This window comes from Saccharothrix tamanrassetensis (assembly GCF_014203665.1).
Classification (GTDB): Bacteria; Actinomycetota; Actinomycetes; order Mycobacteriales; family Pseudonocardiaceae; genus Actinosynnema; species Actinosynnema tamanrassetense.
The window spans coordinates 1-23,049 of sequence record NZ_JACHJN010000020.1 but is presented as its reverse complement, the minus strand read 5'-3'; the positions used below and the strand labels follow the sequence as shown (position 1 = coordinate 23,049).

22 protein-coding genes are annotated in these 23,049 nt (G+C 73.1%); 9 read left to right on the top strand and 13 right to left on the bottom strand.

Translation table 11 applies throughout. The features are described from left to right. Positions 1 to 40: 40 nt before the first annotated feature. Positions 41 to 469, bottom strand: coding sequence for a hypothetical protein (locus tag FHS29_RS35830; protein WP_184699102.1), 429 nt, complete (start codon positions 467 to 469; stop codon positions 41 to 43). Between the two features lie 402 nt (positions 470 to 871). On the opposite strand from FHS29_RS35830, the gene FHS29_RS35825 reads away from it, so the two are divergent. Then, positions 872 to 1,306, top strand: coding sequence for a DUF6292 family protein (locus FHS29_RS35825; protein ID WP_184699100.1), 435 nt, complete (start codon positions 872 to 874; stop codon positions 1,304 to 1,306). Positions 1,307 to 1,333: 27 nt separating this feature from the next. Here the strand turns inward: FHS29_RS35825 and FHS29_RS35820 are convergent, their stop codons facing one another. Genes FHS29_RS35820 through FHS29_RS35805 form a run of 4 tightly spaced genes read right to left on the bottom strand, consistent with a single transcriptional unit; the run spans position 1,334 to position 5,151 of the window. Then, positions 1,334 to 2,899, bottom strand: a complete 1,566-nt coding sequence (locus tag FHS29_RS35820) for a SpoIIE family protein phosphatase (RefSeq protein ID WP_184699098.1) — start codon at positions 2,897 to 2,899, stop codon at positions 1,334 to 1,336. Positions 2,900 to 2,946: 47 nt separating this feature from the next. Beyond that, the gene (locus FHS29_RS35815) at positions 2,947 to 3,900 is read right to left on the bottom strand and encodes an anti-sigma factor RsbA family regulatory protein (protein WP_184699096.1); all 954 of its coding nucleotides are present in this window, start codon (positions 3,898 to 3,900) and stop codon (positions 2,947 to 2,949) included. Beyond that, on the bottom strand, positions 3,897 to 4,763 hold the full coding sequence (locus FHS29_RS35810) for an MEDS domain-containing protein (RefSeq protein WP_184699094.1): 867 nt from the start codon (positions 4,761 to 4,763) through the stop codon (positions 3,897 to 3,899). The genes FHS29_RS35815 and FHS29_RS35810 overlap by 4 nt, the downstream gene beginning before the upstream one ends. Next, positions 4,747 to 5,151: an STAS domain-containing protein gene (locus FHS29_RS35805; protein ID WP_312865261.1), complete on the bottom strand. Its 405-nt coding sequence runs from the start codon at positions 5,149 to 5,151 to the stop codon at positions 4,747 to 4,749. Before FHS29_RS35805 ends, FHS29_RS35810 begins: the two co-directional genes overlap by 17 nt. Positions 5,152 to 5,386: 235 nt before the next feature. Here FHS29_RS35805 and FHS29_RS35800 point away from each other — a divergent pair, with 235 nt between their 5' ends. Next, positions 5,387 to 8,101 carry a SpoIIE family protein phosphatase gene (locus FHS29_RS35800; RefSeq protein WP_184699090.1) on the top strand — a complete coding sequence of 905 codons (2,715 nt, stop codon included), beginning with the start codon at positions 5,387 to 5,389 and terminating at the stop codon, positions 8,099 to 8,101. A 147-nt stretch (positions 8,102 to 8,248) separates the two neighbouring features. On the opposite strand, the gene FHS29_RS35795 is transcribed toward FHS29_RS35800, so the two are convergent. Beyond that, complete coding sequence (locus FHS29_RS35795) at positions 8,249 to 8,632, bottom strand: anti-sigma factor antagonist (protein WP_184699088.1); 384 nt, start codon at positions 8,630 to 8,632, stop codon at positions 8,249 to 8,251. A gap of 247 nt (positions 8,633 to 8,879) precedes the next feature. Further along, the gene (locus FHS29_RS35790; RefSeq protein WP_184699086.1) at positions 8,880 to 9,842 is read right to left on the bottom strand and encodes a DUF6745 domain-containing protein; all 963 of its coding nucleotides are present in this window, start codon (positions 9,840 to 9,842) and stop codon (positions 8,880 to 8,882) included. A gap of 202 nt (positions 9,843 to 10,044) precedes the next feature. On the opposite strand from FHS29_RS35790, the gene FHS29_RS35785 reads away from it, so the two are divergent. The 3 genes from FHS29_RS35785 to FHS29_RS35775 all read left to right on the top strand — a co-directional run bounded on the left by FHS29_RS35785 (position 10,045) and on the right by FHS29_RS35775 (position 12,186). After that, positions 10,045 to 11,268 (top strand): MFS transporter, encoded by a 1,224-nt coding sequence (locus FHS29_RS35785; protein ID WP_184699084.1) that lies wholly within the window; start codon positions 10,045 to 10,047, stop codon positions 11,266 to 11,268. 160 nt (positions 11,269 to 11,428) lie between these two features. Beyond that, positions 11,429 to 11,854 (top strand): VOC family protein, encoded by a 426-nt coding sequence (locus FHS29_RS35780; protein WP_184699083.1) that lies wholly within the window; start codon positions 11,429 to 11,431, stop codon positions 11,852 to 11,854. A gap of 80 nt (positions 11,855 to 11,934) precedes the next feature. Further along, positions 11,935 to 12,186, top strand: coding sequence for a hypothetical protein (locus FHS29_RS35775; protein WP_184699081.1), 252 nt, complete (start codon positions 11,935 to 11,937; stop codon positions 12,184 to 12,186). 1 nt (position 12,187) lies between these two features. Here the strand turns inward: FHS29_RS35775 and FHS29_RS35770 are convergent, their stop codons facing one another. Beyond that, the gene (locus FHS29_RS35770; protein WP_184699079.1) at positions 12,188 to 13,546 is read right to left on the bottom strand and encodes a sodium/calcium exchanger protein; all 1,359 of its coding nucleotides are present in this window, start codon (positions 13,544 to 13,546) and stop codon (positions 12,188 to 12,190) included. A gap of 142 nt (positions 13,547 to 13,688) precedes the next feature. Between FHS29_RS35770 and FHS29_RS35765 the strand changes: the two genes are divergently transcribed. The 3 genes from FHS29_RS35765 to FHS29_RS35755 all read left to right on the top strand — a co-directional run bounded on the left by FHS29_RS35765 (position 13,689) and on the right by FHS29_RS35755 (position 15,634). Continuing rightward, a complete protein-coding gene (locus FHS29_RS35765) occupies positions 13,689 to 14,459 on the top strand; it encodes a CPBP family intramembrane glutamic endopeptidase (RefSeq protein ID WP_246441231.1) in 771 nt (256 codons plus the stop codon). 70 nt (positions 14,460 to 14,529) lie between these two features. Continuing rightward, the gene (locus tag FHS29_RS35760; protein WP_184699077.1) at positions 14,530 to 14,868 is read left to right on the top strand and encodes a DUF6204 family protein; all 339 of its coding nucleotides are present in this window, start codon (positions 14,530 to 14,532) and stop codon (positions 14,866 to 14,868) included. Between the two features lie 202 nt (positions 14,869 to 15,070). Beyond that, complete coding sequence (locus FHS29_RS35755) at positions 15,071 to 15,634, top strand: DUF5994 family protein (protein ID WP_184699075.1); 564 nt, start codon at positions 15,071 to 15,073, stop codon at positions 15,632 to 15,634. Positions 15,635 to 15,729: 95 nt separating this feature from the next. On the opposite strand, the gene FHS29_RS35750 is transcribed toward FHS29_RS35755, so the two are convergent. Then, positions 15,730 to 16,767 (bottom strand): NsdA family TPR-like regulatory protein, encoded by a 1,038-nt coding sequence (locus FHS29_RS35750; RefSeq protein WP_184699073.1) that lies wholly within the window; start codon positions 16,765 to 16,767, stop codon positions 15,730 to 15,732. Positions 16,768 to 16,983: 216 nt separating this feature from the next. Here FHS29_RS35750 and FHS29_RS35745 point away from each other — a divergent pair, with 216 nt between their 5' ends. Next, on the top strand, positions 16,984 to 18,138 hold the full coding sequence (locus FHS29_RS35745; RefSeq protein WP_184699071.1) for a N(5)-(carboxyethyl)ornithine synthase: 1,155 nt from the start codon (positions 16,984 to 16,986) through the stop codon (positions 18,136 to 18,138). A gap of 15 nt (positions 18,139 to 18,153) precedes the next feature. Here the strand turns inward: FHS29_RS35745 and FHS29_RS35740 are convergent, their stop codons facing one another. From FHS29_RS35740 to FHS29_RS35725, 4 genes are all read right to left on the bottom strand, one after another. Continuing rightward, complete coding sequence (locus FHS29_RS35740) at positions 18,154 to 18,693, bottom strand: AAA family ATPase (protein WP_184699067.1); 540 nt, start codon at positions 18,691 to 18,693, stop codon at positions 18,154 to 18,156. Between the two features lie 76 nt (positions 18,694 to 18,769). Continuing rightward, positions 18,770 to 19,207: a hypothetical protein gene (locus FHS29_RS35735; RefSeq protein WP_184699065.1), complete on the bottom strand. Its 438-nt coding sequence runs from the start codon at positions 19,205 to 19,207 to the stop codon at positions 18,770 to 18,772. Between the two features lie 208 nt (positions 19,208 to 19,415). Next, complete coding sequence (locus tag FHS29_RS35730) at positions 19,416 to 22,283, bottom strand: M48 family metallopeptidase (RefSeq protein ID WP_184699063.1); 2,868 nt, start codon at positions 22,281 to 22,283, stop codon at positions 19,416 to 19,418. Continuing rightward, complete coding sequence (locus tag FHS29_RS35725; RefSeq protein WP_184699060.1) at positions 22,280 to 22,771, bottom strand: hypothetical protein; 492 nt, start codon at positions 22,769 to 22,771, stop codon at positions 22,280 to 22,282. Before FHS29_RS35725 ends, FHS29_RS35730 begins: the two co-directional genes overlap by 4 nt. Positions 22,772 to 23,049: the final 278 nt, after the last annotated feature.

Here is a 23,049-nt window from a genome sequence, read left to right as displayed (position 1 = left end):
GGCGTGGCCCCTACGCCTGGCCACGCCGACCGTCACCGGGTCACACGCAGGAGTGCCCGATGGTCTCCGGCTGCTCGAACGGGTTGGTCGGATCCACGTAGCTGACCAGGTGCACGCAGATGTGGTCGATGGGCGGGGTGGTCTGCGGGTAGACGTTGAGGTCCTGCCAGGTGTCCCCGGCATCGACCCACTTCGACTCGCTGGGGTTGCTGTCCGCCACGCCACCGGCGAACACGGTGACGTCGACGTACACGTACCGGCGGCTGGAGCAGTCGACCGTCCAACCGGCCTCTCTCGCCGCCGGGTCGACGTGGATGTCCGTGGTCACGCAGCCGGCGACCGCGGAGGTGGTCGCCGGGGTGCCGGCGGTCGCGACCGCCGGACCCGCCGCGACGGTGAGCGCGCCGGCGGCCAGGGCCACGGCGGCGAGGGTCCGGACAGTGCGCTTGCGGTTGGTGGAACTCCGCACAGGGCCTCCATTGACGATTGGTCTGGACCTCTTGAGTGTGCCGAGCGTGCGGCGGAACACCTACCGCCGTCCGGGCGCGTCCACCGTCACAGCGCGACGACCTTGCCAATGAAGGCCGCCTGTGGCATAGCGGAATCACACTGTCCACAGTGGACTTGACGCTGCCGCTGCGCCGCGCGTCCGCACTTGATCGCCTTCCGCGGAGTGGCCGTGGACCACGTCGTGCGAGTCGCCCGCCGCCAGGGCGGTTCGGGCGGTCTTCGGCGTCGGCGGGTGGGACGTTCGGATGACTTGATCGGAACAGGTCCCGGGGCGCGATAGGCGACCGGTCCCGGTGGGTACCCCGACCGGGCGTCGAGCAGCCGGCGCCAGTGGAACACGAGTGCTGGGCGGGTGGGTGTGGTGGACGAGGACTTCGACGACATGGTGGCTCTGCGGCTGCGGCGGTACATCAGCCGGGTCACCGCGGCCCTGGGACTCGACGGTGAGAGTTCCTTCATCGACGCGGGCCCGCCCGCCAACGCCTACCTCGCGTTGGACGGCCGCATCCCCGCGTTCCCCGACCTGGATGTCGCGCTGCTGTGGGACGAGGAGTACGGGTGGTCCGCCGCCCTGGAGACGGACAGCGGCCAGGAACTGGTCGTCGTCGCCTACCTGCAGGGGGAACTCGTGCCGCCGCCGACCGAGGTGGCGCGGTTCGTCACGCGGCTGCTCAGCGGTGAACGGCCCGGCGAGCCCCGCCGCGTGCGCCTGGCGACGGTGGGCAGCGGGCACCTCCGGCTCACCGTGGGCGCGGGGCAGCCGATCGCCGAGCCGGCGGCGCAGTACGCCGTGTGACGTACCGCGGGCGAACGGGGCGGCCGGTCAGGTGCGGCGGAGCGCCAGGACGCAGATGTCGTCCCGGCTCGTCGCCGGCGCGAGCAGGCTGATCAGCAACGGGGCCAGCAGGTCCGGCCGTTCGGGCAGCAGCGGCGAGCCGAGCGTGTCGCACAACGCGCGGGTGCCGGCGTCCAGGTCGCTGCCCCGGCGTTCGACCAGGCCGTCGGTGTAGCAGAGCAGCAGGTCGCGCGGTGCGAGCAGGATGTGCTGCTCGCGGTAGTCGGCGTCCCGCCGCACGCCCAGGATCAGGCCGTGGCGGTGCTCCAGCGGGCCGATCCCGTCGCCGGAGACCAGGATCGGGTGCGGGTGGCCGGCGTTGGCGTAGCGCAGCAGGCCGCTCTCCGGGGTGTAGACGGCGTAGAACACCGACGTGAGCACCAGGTCGGGGTCCGTGCACACGAGGCGGTTCAGCTCGGCGAGCAGCCGGTCCGGGCTGGGGTCGCGCATCGCGTACGCGCGGATCGCGTTGCGGACCCGGCCCATCGTCACGGCGGCCTCCACGTCGTGGCCGACCACGTCGCCGACCGCGATCGCGAGCCGGTCGCCGGAAACCGTGAACGCGTCGTAGAAGTCGCCCCCGACACCGGTCGCGGTGTCGGACGGCTCGTAGGCGGCGGCCAGTTCCACGCCGGCCACCTCCGGGATGCGGGGTGGCAGCAACGCGCGCTGGAGGCGCAGCACGACCTGCTGCTCGGCGTGCAGGTGCGCGGTCGCGGTCGCGGCCTGGGCGGAGGCCGCGCGGGCCTGCGCCTCGGCCTGCCGGCGGGCGGTGCGGTCGGCGCACACCCCGTGCAGTCCGATCAACGCGCCCGAGCCGTCCCGCACCGCCTCGGCCACCGAGGACAGCACGACGACCGTGCCGTCCGGGCGGCGCAGCCGGGTCTCCGCCTCGGCCGGACCCGCACCCGCGACGAGGTCGCCGTAGTAGCCGCGGGTCGCGTCCAGGTCGTCCGGGTGCACCAGGTCCAGCACCTCGTCCAGGGTCGACGGTGAGCCCGCCAGCCCGACGATCCGGCACAGGTTCGGCGACCACACCACCGAGCCGTCCCGCAGGTCCAGCTCCCAGGAGCCCACTCCCCCGATGCGCTGGGCCTGCTCCAGCCGCTGCGCCCACTCGGCGCGCAGCCGCAGCCCGCCCCGCTCGCTCTCAAGGTCGGTGAACAGCCGCGCCTCGGTGACGTCCTGCACCATGACCGCCGCGGCGACCACCGCGCCGTCGCTGCCGCGCAACGGGAAGCGGTTCACCTTGAAGTGCCTCGGCAGGCCGTCCACGTCGAACCGGAGCTCGGCGTCGCGGTGCACGGCGCCGCACTCGACCACCTCGCGGATACCCGGCTCGACCGGCGCGACGTGCCCGGGTGCGAACAGCTCGCCCATCGTGCGCCCGAGGTGCTCGTGGGGCGGCAGACCGTGCATGGCGGCCAGCGCGGGGTTGATGTAGAGGTACCGCAGGTCGGTGTCGAACATCGCGAACCCGACCGGAGCGGAGTCCAGCAGCGGTGCGAGCACCCTGGTGGCGTCCCGGAGGAGGCTGTCGGGATCGTTCGGCACCGGTCTCCTCAGCAGCGTGGTCCTCGTGGCCGGTTCACCCGGTCACGTCACGTGCCGCCGCGAACGGGATCGAGGCGGAGCAGGGCGCGCACGGTGGTGCCGTCCGCCCGGCGGTGCACGCGGACGAGGTCGGCGAGGTCGTTGACCAGCAGCAGACCCCGGCCCGCCGGCTGGCCGGGCTCGGCCGGGTGGCGTCCGGCCAGCGGGTCCGCCAGCCGTCCGGTGTCGCTGACCTCGCACACCAGGTGGTCGTGCTCGCGCCGGACGGCCAGCCGGCACGGACCGTCGGTGTGCCGGAGGCTGTTGGTGGTCAGCTCGGTGACGATCAGTTCGAGGTCCGACACCCGTTCGTCGGCCAACCCCAGCTCCCGGGCGTGCCCGGTGGCCAGCCGCCGCGCCCGGCCGAGGTCGGCGCTGCTCTCCAGGACCAGGACCGCGGCGCCGGTGGTGGTGTCCGGGAAGGGCTCGTTGTAGCGGGCGACCACCGCCTCGGGCGCGTACCGGTCGCTGGCGTAGCGCCGGGCGTCCTCCCAGATCACCGGGTGGGTGGCCCTGGCGTCGGCGAGCGCGCGCTCGTCCAGGGCGGAGACGTCGTACGGGCACAGGATGGTCACGTCGCGGCCGGCGAAGGCGGCGTTGATCAGTGCCTCGTGCTGGGCGCACGCCGGGTACTCGACACCGCTGCGGCCGGCCCAGATGGGCTCGCCGACGATGCGGACGTGCCGGTCGCGGTACCGGTCGGCGAAGCGGCGCAGCACCCGGGCGATGATCCGGCCGGGGTTGCGGCCCTCGTGCGCCATGTCGAGCAGCGTCACGTGCCGTGCGTTGCCCCCCAGGGCGCCCCGGACCAGGTCGAGCTTCCGGCCGGGCACCGCGAGGGCGACCGACTGGCCGAGGTCGAGGCCGTCCACGACGAACGGGACGAGGGCGGCGAGGTAGTCCTCGTCGGACCGGTAGAACAGGGCGGGGTGGACGAACCTGTCGTCGATGCCAGCGGTCATGTGATGCTCTCCACCCGCACGTTGGGCAGTTCGAGGGCGCTGACGACCCGCGCCGCGCCGGTACAGGCGGTGCGGAGAACGGCCGTCGCACCCCGTTGCCGGGCGTGGTCGGCCAGGGCCAGCAGGCCGTGGTGGTCGATGAAGGTCAATTCGGGCGCGTACACGACGAACTCGCCGCCGCCGGGCTGTGGGTCGAGCTGCGCCAGCAGCGCCTCCAGCAGGTCGTGGCAGCCCAGGTCGAGTTCACCGCCGAGTTGGACGGCGGCTCCGGGTACCTGCGCGGCGTGCAGCCGGAACTGCCCCGGCCGGTTGGTGTCGGGGTGCACGGCGGTGAGCTGCGCCACCGTGTCGTCACCCAGTCGTGTGATGTCGTACGCGCACATCGCCGCGAACGGCCGGTCGACCGAATACCGGTCGACCAGGTGCTCGTGGCGCAGCAACGCGGCCACCTGCGCCGGCGTCCGAGCCAGGGCGGTGTGGTCCGCGGCGACCCGGAGACCGGTGTAACCGGCCGCGAGCGCCTCTTCGGTGGCCTCGGCGTAGGCCGCGACCTGACCGGCCGGGTCGACGACCGGGTCCGACGGGGAGCCCGGTTCGGGCGAGGCGACCTCGACCGCGCCGCCGTCCAGCGCCGCGGCCATCCCGTCCACCTCGCCCAGTGCGGCGGCCAAGGCGTCGGGACCGGCCGGTCCGAGGTACCGGACGCGCTGCCCGAGCGCGAGCCCCTCGGCGAGGAACTCCTTGGCGCGGACCAGGAACTCGGCCGGGTCGCGGTACCACCAGCACAGGTGGGCGTGCCGGTCGGGTCCGCGCGCGGACCGGCGGATGTGCCGTTCCGGCTTGGTGTCACCGCTGTGCGGCATGGCGCGTGATCGACCCTTCCGTCAGTGCTGCCGAGTCTTCCAGTGCTGCCAGGGCTTCGGGCAGCGTGGCGTGCAGGCTCAGGGTCTCGGCGAGGTCGGTCACCTCGAGCGGTCTGCGCACCGGCCGGTGGTCGGCCACCACGGCGAATCCGACACCGTACCGGAGGGCGTGCCGCAGGGCCGTGAGGAGCACCGAGATCCCGTGCGAGCCGAAGAAGTCGACCGCGCTCAGGTCGACCACGAGCGCGTGCGGGCGGTCTGCCAGCACGGTGAGCACTTCGCGTTCGAAGGCCGGCGCCTCGGACATGTCGATCTCGCCCGCGACGGAGAGCACGACGGAGTCGCCGGTCAAGTCGATGTCGATCTTGATACCGCGTGGGTCGTCCACCAGGGCGCCTCTCGTCTTCTGGAAAGGGTGGCGGGCTGGCTGCTGAACCCACGACGTGCACCGCCGAAGCCGGGATGTCCGGATCCTCGCGACAGCGCACCACCTTACCCCTCCCGCCGTCACCGCGACCGCCCACGGCGGCTGTATCGTGCGTTGTCGAGCACAGCGACGCCGGTTCCGTTGAACCGCCAGGCCGCCCGAGCAGCGGCTGGGTGCGTCGGGGAAGTTGGCGCAGATGAACCCGGACGGCTCCGACGGCGAGGGCCACGTACCCGGCACGGAGGTATCCGCCCTGGTGGACGGCCTGCCGGTGGTCGTGTACGAGGCCGACGCCCGAAGCGGGGCGCCGCTGTTCGTCTCGGCGCACGCGGCGGAACTGCTCGGCCGGCCGGCGCAGTGGTGGATCGGGCGTCCCGATGCGTGGGAATCCGTCGTCCACCCCGAGGACCACGCCGAGGTCGCCCGGTTCCGGGCGCGGACCACCACCGAGCGGGACGAGTCCGAGGCGACCTACCGGGCGGTCCACGCGGACGGGCGCATGCTGTGGCTCCACGAACGCCTCCGGGTGGTGCGCGGCGGCGACGGATCCCCGGAGCGGCTGCGCGGGGTGCTGCTGGACGTGACCGGGCACTGGATGGCGCGGGACCGGGAGAGCTTCCTCTCCCGGTTGGACGGTGAGCTGCAACGGCTCGACGACGCCGAGGACATCATGTCGGCGGCGACGCGGCTGCTGGGCGAGCACCTGAGCGTCGACCGGTGCGCGTACGCCCAGACCGAGCCCGACGAGGACCACTTCCTGATGAGCGGGGACCACGCCACCGGGCTGCCCCCGCTGCCCGGCCGGTTCGCGATGCGCGAGTTCGGCGAGGACGCGCTGCGGGCCATGCGCGCCGGCGAGCCGTGGGTCGTGGTGGACAGCGAGAACGACCCCCGGCTGGCCGAGGAGGACCTGGCCGCGTACCGGTTCACCGGCATCCGGGCGGTGATCTGCCTGCCGTTGCTGCGCGGTGGCCGGTTCGTCGCCGCGATGGCCGTGCACCAGGCGGTGGCCCGGCCGTGGACCCCGGCCGAGGTGGAGCTGGTGTCGGTGGCGGTGAACCGGTGCTGGGAATCGCTCCAGCGGGTGCACGCCGACCGCGCGCTGCGCGACAGCGAGCAGCGCCACCGGCTGCTGGTCGAGCAGGCCACCGACGCGATCTGGACGCTGGACCTGGACCTGCGCTTCGCCGAGGCCAACGCGGCGGCCTGCGCGCTGCTCGGGCGCGGGCGGGACGCCCTGATCGGCACCGCCATCGACGACCTGCTGGTGGCCGAGGACGAGGCGCGGCTGCGCGAGCTGGTCGCCGACGTGTCCGTGCCCAGGGCCGTCACGGAGGTGTGGCACCTGCGGCGGTCGGACGGCACGGTGGTCGCGGTGGAGCTGAGCGCGCAGACCACCCGCACCGGGGTGCAGGCGATCGGCCGCGACGTCACCGAACGGCTGCGCGTGGAAGCGGAACGGGAACTGCTGCGGCAGCGCGAGCACGAGATCGCCGAGACGCTGCAACGCAGCCTGCTGCCCCGTGAGCTGCCCGCCCTGGACCGGCTCGCGGTCTCCGCCCGCTACCTGCCGGCGTCCGCGCACGGCCAGATCGGCGGCGACTGGTACGAGGTGCTCGCGCTCGGCGGCACGACGGTCGCGCTGTCCGTCGGCGACGTGGTGGGCAAGGGTCCGACCGCCGCGGCGGTGATGGGGCAGCTGCGCAGCGCGCTGGCGGGCTACCTGCTCGACGGCCACTCCCCCGCCGCCGCGCTGGAACGGCTGGACGCGTTCGCCGCCCGGATCGCCGGCGCGGCCGGCAGCACCTGCGCGTGCCTCACGTTCGACTGGAGCACCGGCGAGCTGTGCTGGGCGGTCGCGGGCCACCCGCCGCCGCTCGTGGTCGACCAGGACGACACCCGGCTCCTCGCGGGCGACGGTGCGGTGCTCTGCGCGCCGGGCCGGGCCGGCTACCGGGACCGGTACGCCACCCTGCGCCCGGGGACGTCGATCGTGCTCTACACCGACGGCCTCGTGGAACGCCCCGGCGACCACCTGGACGCCGGCCTGGACACCCTGCTCGCGCACGTCGGCGCGGCGCGCGGCCAGGGGCCCGACGCGATGGCGGACGCGGTGACCGGCGCGCTGCTCGCCGGGGGCCAGCACGACGACGTGGCGCTGGTGATCGCCCGGCACCTGCCCCCGCCGCTGCGCCGCCGGGTCCCCGCGCGACCGGCGGAGCTGGCCGTCATGCGCCGCCACACCACCGGCTGGGCCCACGCCGCGGGCCTGTCCGAGGACCTGGCCTACGACCTCCAGCTGGCGCTGGGGGAAGCCGCCGCCAACGCGGTGGACCACGCCTACACCGACGAACCCGGCGACTTCGAGTACTCCGTCCGCCACACCTCGGCCGGCGTCCAGGTCACCGTGCGGGACAACGGTTGCTGGCGTCCGCCCACGACCGGGCCGACCAACCGCGGCCGCGGCCTGCAGCTGATCGACACGCTGTCCGACGACGTCGTCCTGCACCGCGGCCACGACGGCACCACGATCACGTTCCACCTGGCCGACGCGCCGCAGACGCCCGCCCTGGCGCCGCCGGAGCAGAACCCGGCGTCGGACACCGTCGACCTGGGCGAGGACGCGGACCCGCTCGTCCAGCGCCTCCGGCTGACCGGCGACCTGGACACCCACACCGTGCCCGGCCTGCGCGCCGCGCTGCTGGCCCGCATCGCCGCCGACGACGACCGGGCGGTCGAGGTCGACCTCACCGGCCTCGGCTACCTGAGCAGCTCGGGCGTCGCGCTGCTGCTGGAAGCCGCCGCCGCCGCGTCCGGTCACAACCGCTCTTTCACCATCACCACGACGCCCGGCAGCGCACCCGCCCGCATCCTCGATCTCTCCGGACTGGTGGACATCCGCTCGGAGTGACCGTCCCCCGGGAGGAACTTCTCGGGAGTGGGATCTCCGGGATCTTTCCGGGTGCGGATCTCTCTGGGTGCGGATCTCTTCGGGTGCGGATCTCTTCGGGCGGTGTCTTTCCCGGGTGGAATCTTCGGACAAGACCCGGTGCCGCCACTACGGACGCGGGGTGTCCTGCTCCGGGATCACCAAGGCCTGTTCCACCGTCGGCAGGACCGCGAACACGTTGTCCAGTTCGGTCAGTTCGAGCGGCCGCAGCACCGCCCGGTGACTGGCCACCACGCGGAACTGGCTGCCCCGGCCGGCGCAGCGGACGTGTTGTTCGAGCATCAGCGACAACCCCGGCGACCCCATGAACGTGACGCCGTCCAGGTCGAGCACCACCGGGGCCGGCGGCAGCACGCTGTCCACCGCCTGCCGGAGTTCACGTTCGAGGACCTCGGAGGTGTGCATGTCGAGTTCCCCCGCCACCCGGACCACCACCGCCGGGCCGCGCGAGCCGCTTTCCACCTGTAGGTACTCGGAAGACGAAAAGGTCATGCCCAGGCACCTCCTCCACAACGTCTCCGCCGTGTCGCGCAGGCTGCCTCGCTGAACCCGCCACCCGAGAATAGGAGCGGCCCGGTGACTTGTCACGTCCGCGCCGTCACCCGGCGTGATAGTCGGAGTCCGCTGTTTGTCGTGCCGGTGATCGGACGGAGGCATGGACGTGGGCTCGACCGGTGCGGACCGGTGGCGGGACGCCGTGTGCGCACGGACAGTGAGGGGCCATGTGGGGGCTGGACGCCTACGCGCGAAAGCCGTCGGCGTAGGTGAGCGACCACTGTCCCCCTTCAGGGTGAATCCCGGTCGGCCGGTCGGTGAGGACCACCGCGTCCGCCATCGGCCACCACCAACCCAGCGAGCGCATCGCGGCGATCAGCGCGTCCAGCCGGGGCGGGACCGGCAACCCGGCGACGCGCAGGGCGCATCCGAACAGGGCGAGGAAGTACGCGTCGCCCCACGGGTCGAGCTGCCCGCCGAAGGTGCTCCAGAACCGCACCGGATCGGGGTGCGGCGCCATCCTGCGGACGTCGGTGGACCCGTCCGCCGACGGTGCGCCGATCGCGCCGGGCAGCGGTCGCTGGAGGTGCTGCCGCAACTGCCGGGCGACCCGCGACCCCAACGCGCCGCCGAGCTCGTTCCTCAGCGGTGCCAGCAGCTCGCCCAGTTCGTCCCACAGGTCGACGGCCCGGCAGTCGTCCGCCGTGCCGGGCGGGTCGCCCACCGGTCCACCCGGGCGTTCTTCGAGCAGGTACCGCAACCGCGGCCACAGCGGCGACCACAGCGGCTCCTGGACCGACCCGGTCCGGTGGCACGGGTCGAACACCTGCCTGCGCGCCTGGCCCAGGTCGACGGCGCTGCCCACCGCCGGAGGCTCTGCGAGCAAGCCGGGAACCTGTTCCCCGAGCATCCCGGCCACCCGGTCGAGCACCCCCGCGGACGGTTCGACCACGACCAGCCTGCCGAGTTCCGCCGGCGCGACCCGGCGACGGATCGCGTAGGCGGCCAGCAGGCCGCCCAGCGGCGAGTCCATCCACACCACCAGCCGGGGCGGGGTCAGCCCGGTCGCGACGTAGGCCGCCGCCACGGCGGCTTCGGCAGCCGCGCGGTCACACCGCTCGACCGACCTGCCGACCCGCAACCAGTCGTCCACCGTGGCCGAGATCAACGCGATGTCACCGTCTGTCAGCTCGTCCGCCCAGGTCACGCCGCCCCCTCCGTCCCGGTCCCAGCGTTGTACCGCAGTTCCCCGCACGTCGGCAGACCCACAAGTAGCAGGCGCCGACCGTTCGGTCAGCGCTTCCGCGCCCGGTGGTGCCCGAGCAGCGCGGTGATCGTCGCGGGGCCCGCCCCGCCGTTCAGCTCGTGAACCGGCGGGATTGTCAGGGGGTGCCGGCAGGTTCGGTCCGGTGACCCGTTCAGTGCCCCCGTTGTCGCGCAACCCGGCGTTCCGCCGGTACTTCGTCGCCCGGACGTCGTCCCACCTGGGCGACGGCCTGATCTCCATCGCTCTGCTGTTCGGCGCGTTGCGGCTCGGGGCGTCGCCGACCGAGGTGGGGCTCGTGCTGCTCGCCGGCCGCTTGCCGGTGGTCGTGTTCACGCTCGTCGGCGGGGTGGTGGGCGACCTGCTGTCGCGCCGCGCCGTGATGCTGGCCGCCGACGTCGTCCGATGCGCCTCCCAGGGCCTGACGGCCGCCCTGCTGATCACCGGGACCGCGGACCTGTGGCACTTGGCCGCGTTGCAGGCGGTGGCGGGCGCGGCCAACGCCTTCTTCGCGCCCGCCGCAGCCGGACTGGTCGTCGACGTGGTGCCCGAGGCTCAACGCCGCCAGGCCAACGCCCTGGTCAACGCCGCCCAGAACGCCACGACGCTCGTCGCCCCGGTGGGGTCGGCGGCGCTGGTGGCCACGATCGGCGCGGGCGCGTCGTTCGCCGTGGACGCCGCCACGTTCGCGATCAGTGCCGCCGCGCTCGTCGCGCTGAAGGTGCCGGACAAGCCCGTGCCACCACGGCCGGCGCTTCTCGACGCCGTGCGGCACGGGTGGCACGACTTCCGCGGCCGGCCCTGGTTGCAGGCCACCACCATCCAGGTCGCCGTCATCAACGGCGCCTGCATCTCCCCGTTCCTGGTCGTCGGCCCGATCATCGCCGACCGGCACCTGGGCGGACCGCTCGCGTGGGCGTTCATCGGCAACGGCTACGCCGTCGGTGCGCTGCTGGGCAGCACCCTGACCCTGCGCTGGCGACCGCAGCGCCCGTTGCGCGTCGCCGTCACCATCCCCGTCGCCCTGGCGCCGCTGCTGGTGCTGCTCGCCGCCGGCGCACCGGTCCCGGTGCTCGCCGCAGCGGCCGTCCCCGCAGGGGTGCAGTCGGCCATCTACGCCGTACTCACCGACACAGCGCGGCAGACCCACGTACCCGCCGACCTCGTCGCCCGCGCCACGGGCTTCTCCACCGTCGTCGGCCTGGCCGCCGCGCCCGTGGGGATGGCACTGGCCGGACCCGTGGCCGAACACGTCGGCACGGGCCCCGTGCTCCTCGCCGGCGCGGTGGTCGCCGTGCTCAGCGCCCCGCTGGCCTTGGCGGTGCGTTCCGTCCGGCACCTCCCGGCCGAGCCCGAACCCGCCCTGTAGGGCGAACTCCGCCCTGTCGCTCTTCGTCCGGGAGGTGGCGAACAGCGTCCACACATAAGACCCACACGGAAACAGCAGTTCACGAAGCGCGCGCGTGCGTGTGGGTGCTGACCTACCCGCGCCGGGGGTTCGAACGGCGGATTCGGGGAATGACCGAAGCATGGCGACGCAAGTGCAGATCGCGGTCGACTGCGACGACCCCGCCCGGCTCGCGGATTTCTGGGCGGCGGTGCTCGGCTACGAGTTGGAGGAGCCGCCCGGCGGCTTCGCGAGCTGGCCCGAGGCGTCCCGGGCGCTGGGTGGGGCCGACGAGCAGTGGAACGCGGTGGTCGACGCCGACGGCGTGGGGCCGCGCGTGCTGTTCCACCGCGTCCCGGAGCCCAAGGTGGCGAAGAACCGGATCCACCTCGACGTCCGGGCGGGCGGTCCGAGAGGCACGCCGAAACCCACCCGCCGACCGCTGGTCGACGCCGAGGTGGGGCGGTTGGTCGGCTTGGGGGCGACGCACGTGCGGACCGTCGAGGAGGCGGACGACTACTTCGCCGTCATGCTCGACCCCGAGGGCAACGAGTTCTGCGTCTGCTGAGGTCGACACCCCCGCGCACCGGTGCGCGGTTACCGCCCCGCAGCCGGGGTAGTCACCGGGGACCACGGGAGGAGTTGATGATGGCGCACGAGGAACCGCGTTCGGAGCAGCAGGAGGAGCTGGACCGCTTCTCGCCGCTCGACGAACGGGCGGACGGCTCGGCCGAGGAGGCGTCCGGTCCGCAGTTCACCCGGCCGGACGGTGGCGGTGCCGCCACCGACGTCGAGCCCACCGAGATCGCCGATGACGCGGGCAGCGACATCACGGCCGGTCCGGAGCAGGCGGCGATGCGGATCGAGGAGGGCGACGAGGGCAGCGGTCGCGTCGGCTGACTCAGCCCGGCGACCTGCGGGCCAGGTCGCCGAACGGCGTGGTCAGGCCGTCCCGCACGGTCCGGCCGAGGTCCCGGCGGTAGCGGATGAGCTGGACGGCCGCCAGCACCGCGTACAGCGCGGACAGCACGATGATCACGACCCGGTTCGCGTCCGGCGACAGCGTGAGGCTGGCGGTGAACTGCACCGCGAACAGCGCGAACAGGCTGAGCGCGCCGACGACGGTGAGCCCGAGGTTGGTCAGGATGGCTACCGCGAACAGCGACTGCGAGGCCGTGACCAGCAGTTCCAGGCGTTGGTGGCCGTCCAGCGGCAGCCCGTCGGTGGTGCCGGCGGACAGCGCGAAGACCACCGGGATCGTGCCGACCAGCAGCGTCCACTGGTTGACCTTGCTGGACAGCAGGGTGCCCAGCGACTCGGACGCCTTGAGCCGGGCGGCGAACAGGCAGGCGACGATCAGCTCGGGCGACTCGCTGGCCAGCGGCGCCACCCACTGCACGAGCAGGAACTCGTCGACGCCGAGCCGGCCGCCGGTGGCCACCAGGTTCTCCGCGAAGTGCTCGGCGGTGGCCAGGATGACCAGCCCGGCGGTCGCGAACAGGCCGACCACCAGGCTGCGGCGGGGCCGTGCCGGCTTCTCCCCCACCCAGGCCGCGACACCCGCCAGATCCGGTTCGCCCGCCGGGGCCTGGGCCAGCCGCCACGCGTAGGCGGCGAAGATGCCGATGAACACCACGGCGTCGACCAGCGTCAGCGTGGTGCGCAGCGGCAGGGTCAGCGAGTAGAGCGTCGCCACCCCGAGGAACACCACTTCCGCCGACATGGCGGGGGCCAGCGCCACGCGGCCCGGCTTGGCGGACGCGCTGCGCTTGCGGGCCCGGACCGCCGCGACCGACGCCACGAGCACGACCAGCGGCCAGCCCAACCCGACCAGGATCCGGTTCGCGCCGGTCATGTTCGCCAACGCGAGCGAGCACGGGTTCGCCCCGGCCGCTTGGACGCACGTCCCCTGCTCGGCGTACTGCTGACCTGCCTGGAACGTGAACACCAGGTCCACCGCGTACTCCGGGAGGACGGCGAGCACGGCCAGCAGCGCGATCGCCAGGCCGGCGCTGATGTCCACCTGCGCCGCCTCGGCCGCCCAGGACAGCAGGAACGCCGCGCCGATGATCGCCGCACCGAACACGACGGCGGCCAACGGCGGGGACAGCGACGGGTGCGGCCAGTGCAGGTAGTCCGCGGCGCCCAGGTAGGCCCCCGGTAGCACGACGGCGACTGCCGCCGGCAGCCGGACGGGGAACTTCCGCCGGTCTCCGGACGCCTCGACGGAATCCGGCCACCGAGTGGTTTTGTCGCGCATGGGCGAAGGAGTTCCCACCCGGCGGCCCGATGAAGCCCCGGAGCCCACCACCTACCGGATGAACCGCGTTCAGACCACGACGAGCGGGGAATCCACCATCGTGCGCGATGCCCCCGAAGGCCCGTTCGTGCAGGGTGGACGCATGACGTCGCCCGCGATGGCCGATCCACCCGCACGCCCGCCCGCGAGGGGTGTGCGGGCCGGCGTGCTGATGCTGTGCGTGTTCGTCGTCGCCGAACTCGTCATGGTGCTGGTGTCCGTTCTCGTGCTGGTGCCGTTCGCCCTGGCCGACCCCGCCCTGCTGGACGGCGCCTTGCCCACGTGGCCGCTCCTGGCCCTGTTGACCGTGCCGACCACGGTGGCGGCCCTCGTGGCGCTCGGCGGGACGGCACTGCTGGGTGCCGGCCCGAAGTCCGGCCGGGTGCGCCGTGAGCTGGCGATCCGCTGGAAGTGGCGGGACCTGGGCACGGGCTTGGCGTTCGGCGCGGGAGGCCTGCTGCTGACCATCCCGGCGGCCGCGCTGTGGTCGGCGTGGGTCGGCGACGACGCGAACTCGGCGGTCGGCGACGCGTTCGCGGACCGCGAGCTGGGACCGACGGTGGCCGTGCTCGCCTTCGTGGTGGTGTGGCTGATCGCTCCGCTGGGCGAGGAGGTGCTGTTCCGGGGTGTGCTGTGGCGGGCGCTGGAACACTGGCGGTGGAACCGCTGGGTGGTCTTCGCGGTCACCACCGTGGTCTTCTCCCTGGCCCACCTGGAGTTGCTGCGGACCCCGCTGCTCCTCGTGCTGTCCGTGCCGATCGGCCTGGCCCGGATGTACACCGGCAACCTGCTCGCCTCGGTGGTGGCGCACCAGATGAACAACCTCCTGCCCGCGCTCGCCGTGCTGCTCAGCACGACCGGTGTGCTGCCCTGATCATTTCGATTGCGGTCGACGGGCCCTTGTCCGACGATGACGGCCCACACCGCGACGAGGAGAGCAGCGCATGGCGGAGCACACCTACCGGGTGATGGTGCGCGGCCGGTTCACCGACCTGGACGACGCCGGCCGGGCCAGGCTGCTGGCCGAGGCGGACCGGCACGGAGTGCTCACCAACGGCTTCTCCGAGGACGGCGCCCTGTCCTACGACCGCTCACTCGACTTCTTCAGCTTCCGCGTACAACTGCGCGCCGAGGCCGAGTCGACCGACCGAGCGGTGTGCGATCGCGCCCTTGCCCTCGCCGCCCGGTCCGTGGAGGAGCTCGGCGTCGACTTCCGGGACCTGCGCGCGTCGGCGACGGACATGGACCTGATCAAGGTCCGCCGCCCGAAGCGACGAGGCTGACCGACCGGAACACGCGATCGAGGATTCGGTTCCGAGAACGATCCCCGGTGTGGCGGAAAGCCTCGCGCGGACCGGGGCAGCGAGCGGTGACGGAGTAACGTGGGCGGTACCGGGAGCATTCCGCGCGCAGGCATCCGAGTCGGCGTCGTCCTCGGCGCGCCACCGCCCCGGTCGCCCGGCGACCGGAGATGGGAGCACCGACATGACGTCGGACCCGAGCAGCACTCCTCCTGCCCTCGCGACACCGGTCGCCGACCGATCACTCTTCCCCTTGCGCCTGCGCCTCAAGCCGGTGGCACCACCGAGCGGACACGTCGACGGCGCGTGGTGGCCCGGGTCGCGCGACCTGGTGGCCGAACTGCCGGCTCTGGTCGAAGTGCTCGCCGACCGGATCGGCGTCGCCGGCCGGGTGGTGTTCGCGCGGACCTTCTGGGACGTCACGCCGGAACAGGTCGAACTGAACGGGCAGACCATCGCGCTGCTCGGTTTCGCGGCGCTGGACACCGACGTCGTGCAGGTCTCCGGGATCGACCGGCGGCACATCGACCTGCTGGTGATCCCGCCGCACGCGGACAGCGCGGCGGCCGAACGCGCACTGGTCCTGGCCGCATCGTCGGACCACACCCGCCTGCCCGCGGACATCCTTGCCGCCGCGGGCATCTCCGCGGCACCCGTCTCGCCCGCCTCGCCCACGTCGCCCGAGACCGACGGCGCGGTGGCACACCGGACGTTGCGTCGGACGCACGTCGGCCAACGCCCCCGCTGACAGGATCACGGACAGCCGCAGGCGCGTGGTCGCGGATCAGGACGTGGGGCTCGCGGCGTCGGCCTGCGGACGCGGGAACGGCGTCCTGCCACCGTTCACAGCAGGTAGCCGGAGTGGCTCGCGTTCGGCCACGCCGCCACCGCGCCGGCGGGGCGGAACTCGCGGATGCGCACCGCCAGCGCACGCGCGCCGGCATGTGCGGACAGCCGTGCCGCCACGTCGTGCAACGGCCGCAACCGCGCGGACGTGCGTGCCGAGGCGAGCACCTCGCACTGGTCGACCGCCTCACCGCCCAACGCCACGCCCCGGTCGACCTGCCCGTCCAGCAGGTGGCACACCGCCAGCGGGATCAGGCTGAACGTCCGACTGCGCGCCATGGGCGCCCCGTAGCCCTCCACCGCCTCCACCAGCGCCGGCACCGCCGCGTCGACCTGGCGCGGGTCGGCGGTCCGCGCCAGCTCGGTGTGCACCATGCCGGTGATCGCCGACAGCTCGGCGGCGGTGAAGAACGCCGCCCACCCCGGCACCACCTCGCCCCGGGCCACCCGCGCGAAGCAGTCACGGGCGACGTGCAGCCGTGCCACCGCCTCCCCCGCCGAACCCGTCCTGGCGTGCGCCCACGCCTGGTTCGCCGCCACGACCGCCTCGGCCCGCGGTGAGCCGCTCGCCCGGGCCGCCCGCTCGCCGAGCCCGAACTCGGCCAGGGCCGACCCCGGCGCGTTGTGGTGCAGGTGCACCCGTCCCAGCCGGTAGTGGATGTTCGACACCAGCGCCTCGTCGCCGCTCGACTCGGCCAGCGTCAACGCCACCCGGAAGTGCCTCAGCGCGTCACCGGCCCGGCCCATGTCGAAGCACGCCCAAGCGGCCAGGTTGTGCAGGTCCGCCACCTCCGTGCGGAGCGGTGCCACCACCCGGTCCGCGGTGGGCAGGCCCAGCAGCGCCAGCGCCGCCGGAAGCCGTGCCACCGCCGCCTCCACGCAGCGACCGCCGCCGTACCGGTAGTCCAGCGCCCGCAGGTCACGGGTGAAGCCCCGCAACGCCACCACGTCGGCCGATCCCACCCGGCGCCGCGCCACCCGCGCGACCGCGCCATCGAACGCCGGGGCAACGCGTGCGGGCTGGGGTTCGGACATGGTCGACCTCCGAGAACTGCCAAGCGGAACGGCAGTCCGCCGGGGTCCGGGGCGAACCTACTCGTGGTCCATGCTCCCACGCCCACGGCACCGCCGCGTCCCGGGCGGGGTACCGTCGGTGACGCCGGGGGCACCTCGCGCGTCGACCCACCAGCGGACGCCGTTCCCGGCGCAGCCCCACATCGGCCGCCCGGCGGCCGGGGACGGAGTGCCCGCATGACGCCGGGCCAACCCGCGGATCGACTCGTTCTCGGAGTCTTCGCGCGATCGCTGAAGGAAAACGAACACCGGCTCCCGCTGCACCCCCGACACCTCGAACGGATCGACCCTGACCTGCGCGACCGCATCTACCTGGAGCACGGCTACGGTGAGAAGTTCGGGATGTCGGACGAGCAGCTCGCGCCGTCCGTGGCGGGCCTGCGGTCGCGCGACGAGCTGATCGCCGAGTGCGACGTCATCCTGCTGCCCAAGCCGATGACCGCGGACGTGGCGGGGCTGCGACCGGGACAGGTGCTGTGGGGCTGGCCGCACTGCGTGCAGAACGAGAAGCTCACCCAGACCGCGATCGAGCGCCGGCTGACGCTGATCGCGTTCGAGGCGATGAACCACTACGCCGCCGACGGTTCCTTCAACCTGCACGTCTTCCACAAGAACAACGAGCTGGCCGGGTACTGCTCGGTGCTGCACGCGCTGCAACTGATCGGTTCGACGGGCGACTACGGCCGTCGGCTGCGCGCCGCCGTCATCGGCTTCGGCGCCACCGCGAGAGGCGCGGTGACCGCCCTCAACGCCCACGGGGTGCACGACGTCAGCGTCCTGACCCACCGGGGCATCAGCGCGGTGGCCTCACCGATCCACTCGGCGCGGATGGTCCGCTTCGACCACGACGACGGCGACCCCCGGCGCAGCCGGGCACTGACCGAGCAGGGCCCGGTGCCGCTCGCGGAGTTCCTCGCCTCGCGGGACGTCATCGTCAACTGCGTGCTCCAGGACACCAACGCACCGCTGACCTTCCTCATCGAGGACGACCTGCCGACGCTGAAGCCGGGCACGCTCATCGTGGACGTCTCGTGCGACGACGGGATGGGCTTCCCCTGGGCTCGCCCCACGTCGTTCACCCAGCCGACGTTCACCGTCGGCGACCACGTCTGCCACTACGGCGTGGACCACAGCCCGTCCTACCTCTGGGACTCCGCCACGTGGGAGATCAGCGAAGCGCTGATGCCCCACCTGCGCACCGTGCTGACCGGGGCCTGGGACGGCGACGAGACCATCCGGCGGGCCATCGAGATCCGCGACGGCGTCGTCCGGAACCCGGACATCCTGGCGTTCCAGCACCGTTCGGCCGAGTACCCGCACGAGCGGCTCTGAGCCGGTGAGCGCGGGTCACGGGATGCGGGCGTCGGTCCAGGCGCGGGCGAGGACCTCGGCGACGGTGTCGTCCGGGGTCTGCTCCGAGGTGTCCAGCCAGAGGCCGAGGCGTGGGGTGTCGTGGCGCAGGGTCCGGTCGAGCAGGTCGACCGTCCACTCGTCGTAGGCGTTCTTCCCCCTGGCCGCCTCCCGCGCGGCGATGACCCGGGGCCGCGGCGCGAGCACGACGACCAGCAGCGGCCGCGCCCGGATCAGCCGGACCGTCTCGGCGAGGTGCTCACCGAGGATCACGTCCTGGGCCACGACGGTGAAACCGGCCCGGAAGTAGTCCTCGGCGGCGGTCGCGGTCAGCCGGTGGCGCAGCCGCAGTTGGCGCACCGCTTCCGCCGAGGGGTCGGGAGTCATCTCCTCCCGACCGTTGACCACCATGCGCCGGAACACGTCGCCCCGCAGGTGGACCGACCGGGGCAGCCGCTCGGCCAGCCGTTGCGCGACGGTGGACTTCCCGGCCGCCTGGATCCCGGTGAGCAGGATGACGGCCCGCTCCGCGTTCATCGCAGCCGGGTCCACCGTGCGCGGACCGGCCGGGAACGTGGTCCCGGCCGCCCGGTCCCGGTCGCCCGGCCTCCCGTCACCCGGCCGCCGACGGCGGTTCCTGGAACAGCATCACGGGGATGTCGCGCGCTTCCCTCACCACGCCGTTGTCCGGGCGTTCGAAGGACGCCGACGTCAGGGCGACCTCGGGTACCTCGGGCGCTTCCGCGACGGCTACGGGCTGTGGCGACTCGGCCACGGCCCGGGTCTGGGCCTGGGCGACCGGCGCGAGTTGCTGCTGGGCCTGGTTGATCCACAGCAGCCACATCACCTCGTCCCGGTGGCCCCGGAACTCCGCTTTCAGCCCCGCCAGGGCGCCACGCACCCGCGCGGCCAACACCAGGTCCTCCGCCACAGCCACCCAGAGCGCCTTCGCCCGCGCGTCGTGGGCCTTGACGGTCAGCTGTACCTGCTCCGCCAACTCGCCGGTCGACAGCGTCGACCAGAGCGCGGCGGTTTTTCGAGCTTGGTTCACGTCGACATCTTCGCCGACGCGGTGTCGGATTCCTGTCGCGACGCGAGGTAATGCATCTCTCGTTTCGGACCCGAAGCACCGGGCGACCGGCGCCCGGAACCACCGGACGCACGTGGTCCGGTCCACCGTGGCCGGTCGGAGCCGGGCCGCACCGAGGACGTCGGCCTGTCGAGCTGCACGATTCACACCGTACCGGAAGGGCTGCGGGTCAGAGCTTTCCCACCACGACGTTCATCGCGCCTTTCAGCAGGTCGTCGAGCTGTTGCAGGGTCGCCTGCGGCGGAGGCAGCGCGCGGAAGCCCCAGGTCACCGTGACGGCCACCCGGTTGTGGCCGACCAGCGCCACGAACTGCTGCATGAGGACGGTCAAGCGATCGCCCTTGAACCGCCAGGACAGCGAGATGTCCCAGCGGCGCGCCTCGTACGGTAGGTCGGGAACCGGGCGGGGATTGGTGTGGGCGTCCACGTAGCCGCTCTCGGCCGTCTCGCGCGGTATTCGGAAGTCGGCGCACTCCCGGCTCTCGGCGTCTACGTCGGCGAAGCCGGGTGGGGGCGTTTCGTAGGACCTGACGGACACCGAGATGGTGTTCGCGCCGAACGTGCCCTCCGCCGGGAACTCGTACGTGTGCCGGGCGTCGGCGTTGCGCGTCCAGGACTTCTCCACGGCCGTCGACCGCTTGATGGCGGCGTCACAAGCGGCGGGGACGACCGTGATGTGCTCTTCCGGCGCGTTGGGGACGTTCTTCGCACCGGGCGGGAGTAGGGCGGGCAGACCGGCGAGGGCCGCGGTCACCGCCTCCTGGTCCAGCGGTCGCTCGTGGTCCCCCGGCGTCACGGGGGCGGGGACCTGGGGTTCCCGGGTGCCGATGATCCGCACGGGCCGGGTGCCGTCCTGCTCGGCCACCGTGACCGCCGACAGGCCGCCACCGACCAGGACCAGGGCGAGCAGCACCGTGACGCCCCCGGCGCCTGCCGCCCAGAGCCCCGCGCCGCGTCTCGGTTCCCGGCGGGTCATGGCCGCCACCAGCGGCAGGGTCAGCGGAACGGTCGCGACCAACACCACGAACAGCAGCGAGCCCGGCACTTGCAGGGACTCGTGGAAGAGGTTCGAGTCCGGGAGGTATCCGCCGATCCGCACGGCCCCGTACCGGAGTGCACCCGCGAGGGCGGCGGCGAGGAGTCCACAGAGGACAGCGCACGGCAGTTCGCCCAGCGTCGCGCCGGCACGTCCCCGGTTGGCCGCCACGACCGCCACGGCGGCCACCAGCCCGGCGAAGGCGCAGACCCACCAGGCCTGGTAGCCCAGGTAGTAGTTCGCGTCGTCGGACTGGCCGACGCGCACCCGGAGCAGCCACGACGAGGTCGCTGCGGCACCACCGACCACGGCGGCCACCCCGGTGATCGCCACGGTGACCCGCCGGAAACGGAGGCGACCGCGCAGGACCACGAGCGCGAGCCCGACGAGGAGCAGTACGGGGGTGTACCGCCAGACCTCGTCGTTCCCCGGCCACAACAGGGACCTCCGGACCATCGGAACGTCGTGGGTCAGGACGTAGGCGGCGATCGTCTCGACGACCACGTTCCAGATCGTCGCCAGGGCGACCGCCACGACGAGCACCGCACCCACCCTCGCCGATCGTCGGCGCAGGGCACTGTCGACGGGAACGGCGAGGCGGGTGGCGACCCCGGCGGTCAGCACGCCGACCGCGAGCGCGGCCACTGCCAGACAGCCGGCCAACAGCGGCAGGCTGGGCGCGTAGAAGCCGATGACCCCCGGGGTCGCACCCGGCGGCTGGAGGCAGTACCCCACGACCAGGCCGACCACCGCGCCGGCCCAGGGGCCCGTCCACCGGTACGACGTCAACGCCGCTCGCCTGGTCCACGCGGGTACCACCACCGAGGCCCACAGCAGAGCCGCCGCGGCGAGCGCGACGGACGCGGTCGGGACGGTGTCGGCGGGCGCAGCTCGCAGGTTGTCCAGCACCGCGTGAAGGCTGTGGTAGGTCGCCATCGCCACGACCCCGACCGCCGTCGTGAAGACGAACCCGCCCTCCCAGCCCCGCGTGTCCACGCCGGCACCCAACCGGTCGGCGGCGACGGGGTGGGTCGCGAACACCCGCCGCACGCCCGCCGCCACGCGCGACAACAGGCCTGCCGGCCGAAGCCGCTCCGCGGTCCGGACGACGGCCGCCAAAGTCCCGGGGTCGGCCGTCACCTCCAGCACGTGGTGGTCGGCGGCCAACTCGCGGCGGCGGAGCAGCGCGGCCCGCAGCACGAACATCGACAGGGCGGCGACGAACGCGACGAGCACGGCTTGGCCGTAGAACTCCCACACCACCTGGGGTGTGGCGAACAGCGGGAACAGGGCGAGCACCAGCGCCGGGACGGCGAGCCACCCGGCCCACCACACGGCCGAGGCCCACAGCACGTCGCGCGCACGGACGTGGCCCAACTCGTGGAGGGCCACCGCGTCGAACGCCGCTCGCTCGGCGTACGCGTAGGCCAGCGGGACCACCACCCACGGCCGCGTGCCGGGAAGGCCCGTGGTGAACGCCTGCCCGACACCGGTCGCAGGCGGCGCGAGCACCAGGCGTGGCCGGTGGCGTCCGGTCAGGCCCTGGCTGTCGCACAGCTCGGCGAACCGCCCGGTCAGCGCACCCGCAGCCGCGGCGGGCACACCGGCGAGCCGGCCGGACCGCAGCTGCCAACGCGTGCCGGAACCGCCGAGCAGCATCAACAGCCAGGCCGCGACCGGCAACGTGGCGGCCCCGGTCAAGGTGGTCAAGGCGCGCACCCGGTTGTAGTCCTTGGCGCACGCCCGGTACACCGGCACGTCGTCCTCCGTCGGGATCCCACCGGACACCGAGATCCCGTTGCGCGCCAGGCAGGCCTGTGCGGTGGCGACGTCACCCAGGTCGCGGGTCGAGGACAACGCCTCGGCCGCACCCGCCCCGATCGCCGCCAACGCGGCCCACACCATGAGGTAGACCCACCACAGGCGAGCGGGGGTGTCGGCACGCGCCAGCCGGTGTCCGGCTTCGGGCTCACCCGTTGTCGTGGAACCGGACGAGCTCAACTCCCGCCGCCGTCAGCCGACCGGCGCAGGGCGCCGTGCACGGCGTCCGCCAGCATGGTCGCCTCCGACTCGTTCAGGCCGAGCGTCATCCCGTGGGCGATGCAGGCGGTGCGCGCCTGGTCGACCTGCTCCGACGTCAGGGTGATCCGCGTCGACGGCACGGCACGGCGCTTCCGGCGCCACCACCGACGGCGCTGGAGGCCCGCGAACGTGGTCGCGCCGAGTACCTGCGCGATCGTCCCGGCCAGCAGCGGGTACACGATGTCGGCCAGCACCGAGGGATCGACACCCGAGCCGACCGTGCCGCCGGTCCACGACCGTGGTCTCCGGGGCACTTTGCCGCTCTCCCACGACTCGGTCACCAAGCCGAAGTACTCCAACTGCTCGGGCGCCACCAGGTCCACCACCTGCCGCGCGAGGTCGGCGACCATCACCGACACCGATCCTTCCGGCAAGTCGACGTCGCCAGGACGGGCAATCTCCGTCATCCGACCATCCGATCGCTTGGCTCGACACAGCGCAACGCTGCATTGGATGTCGCCCGAGCACCGCTTCCCGTTTCACACCAACAGGAAACTCGTCACATATACCAACCGAGCACGACTTTTTCCGACATGGCAGCGGTTTCCTCGCCTCGCCGGCCCGTAAACGCGCCTCGGCGCACACCTGTGCTTCGTGTTCTCCCCGTATGGCCTGCGCGCAGCGAACCGCGCTTGTCCTTGGGGCGCAAGCACGCTTTTCGCTTGCGCCCCAAGGACAAGGGTGG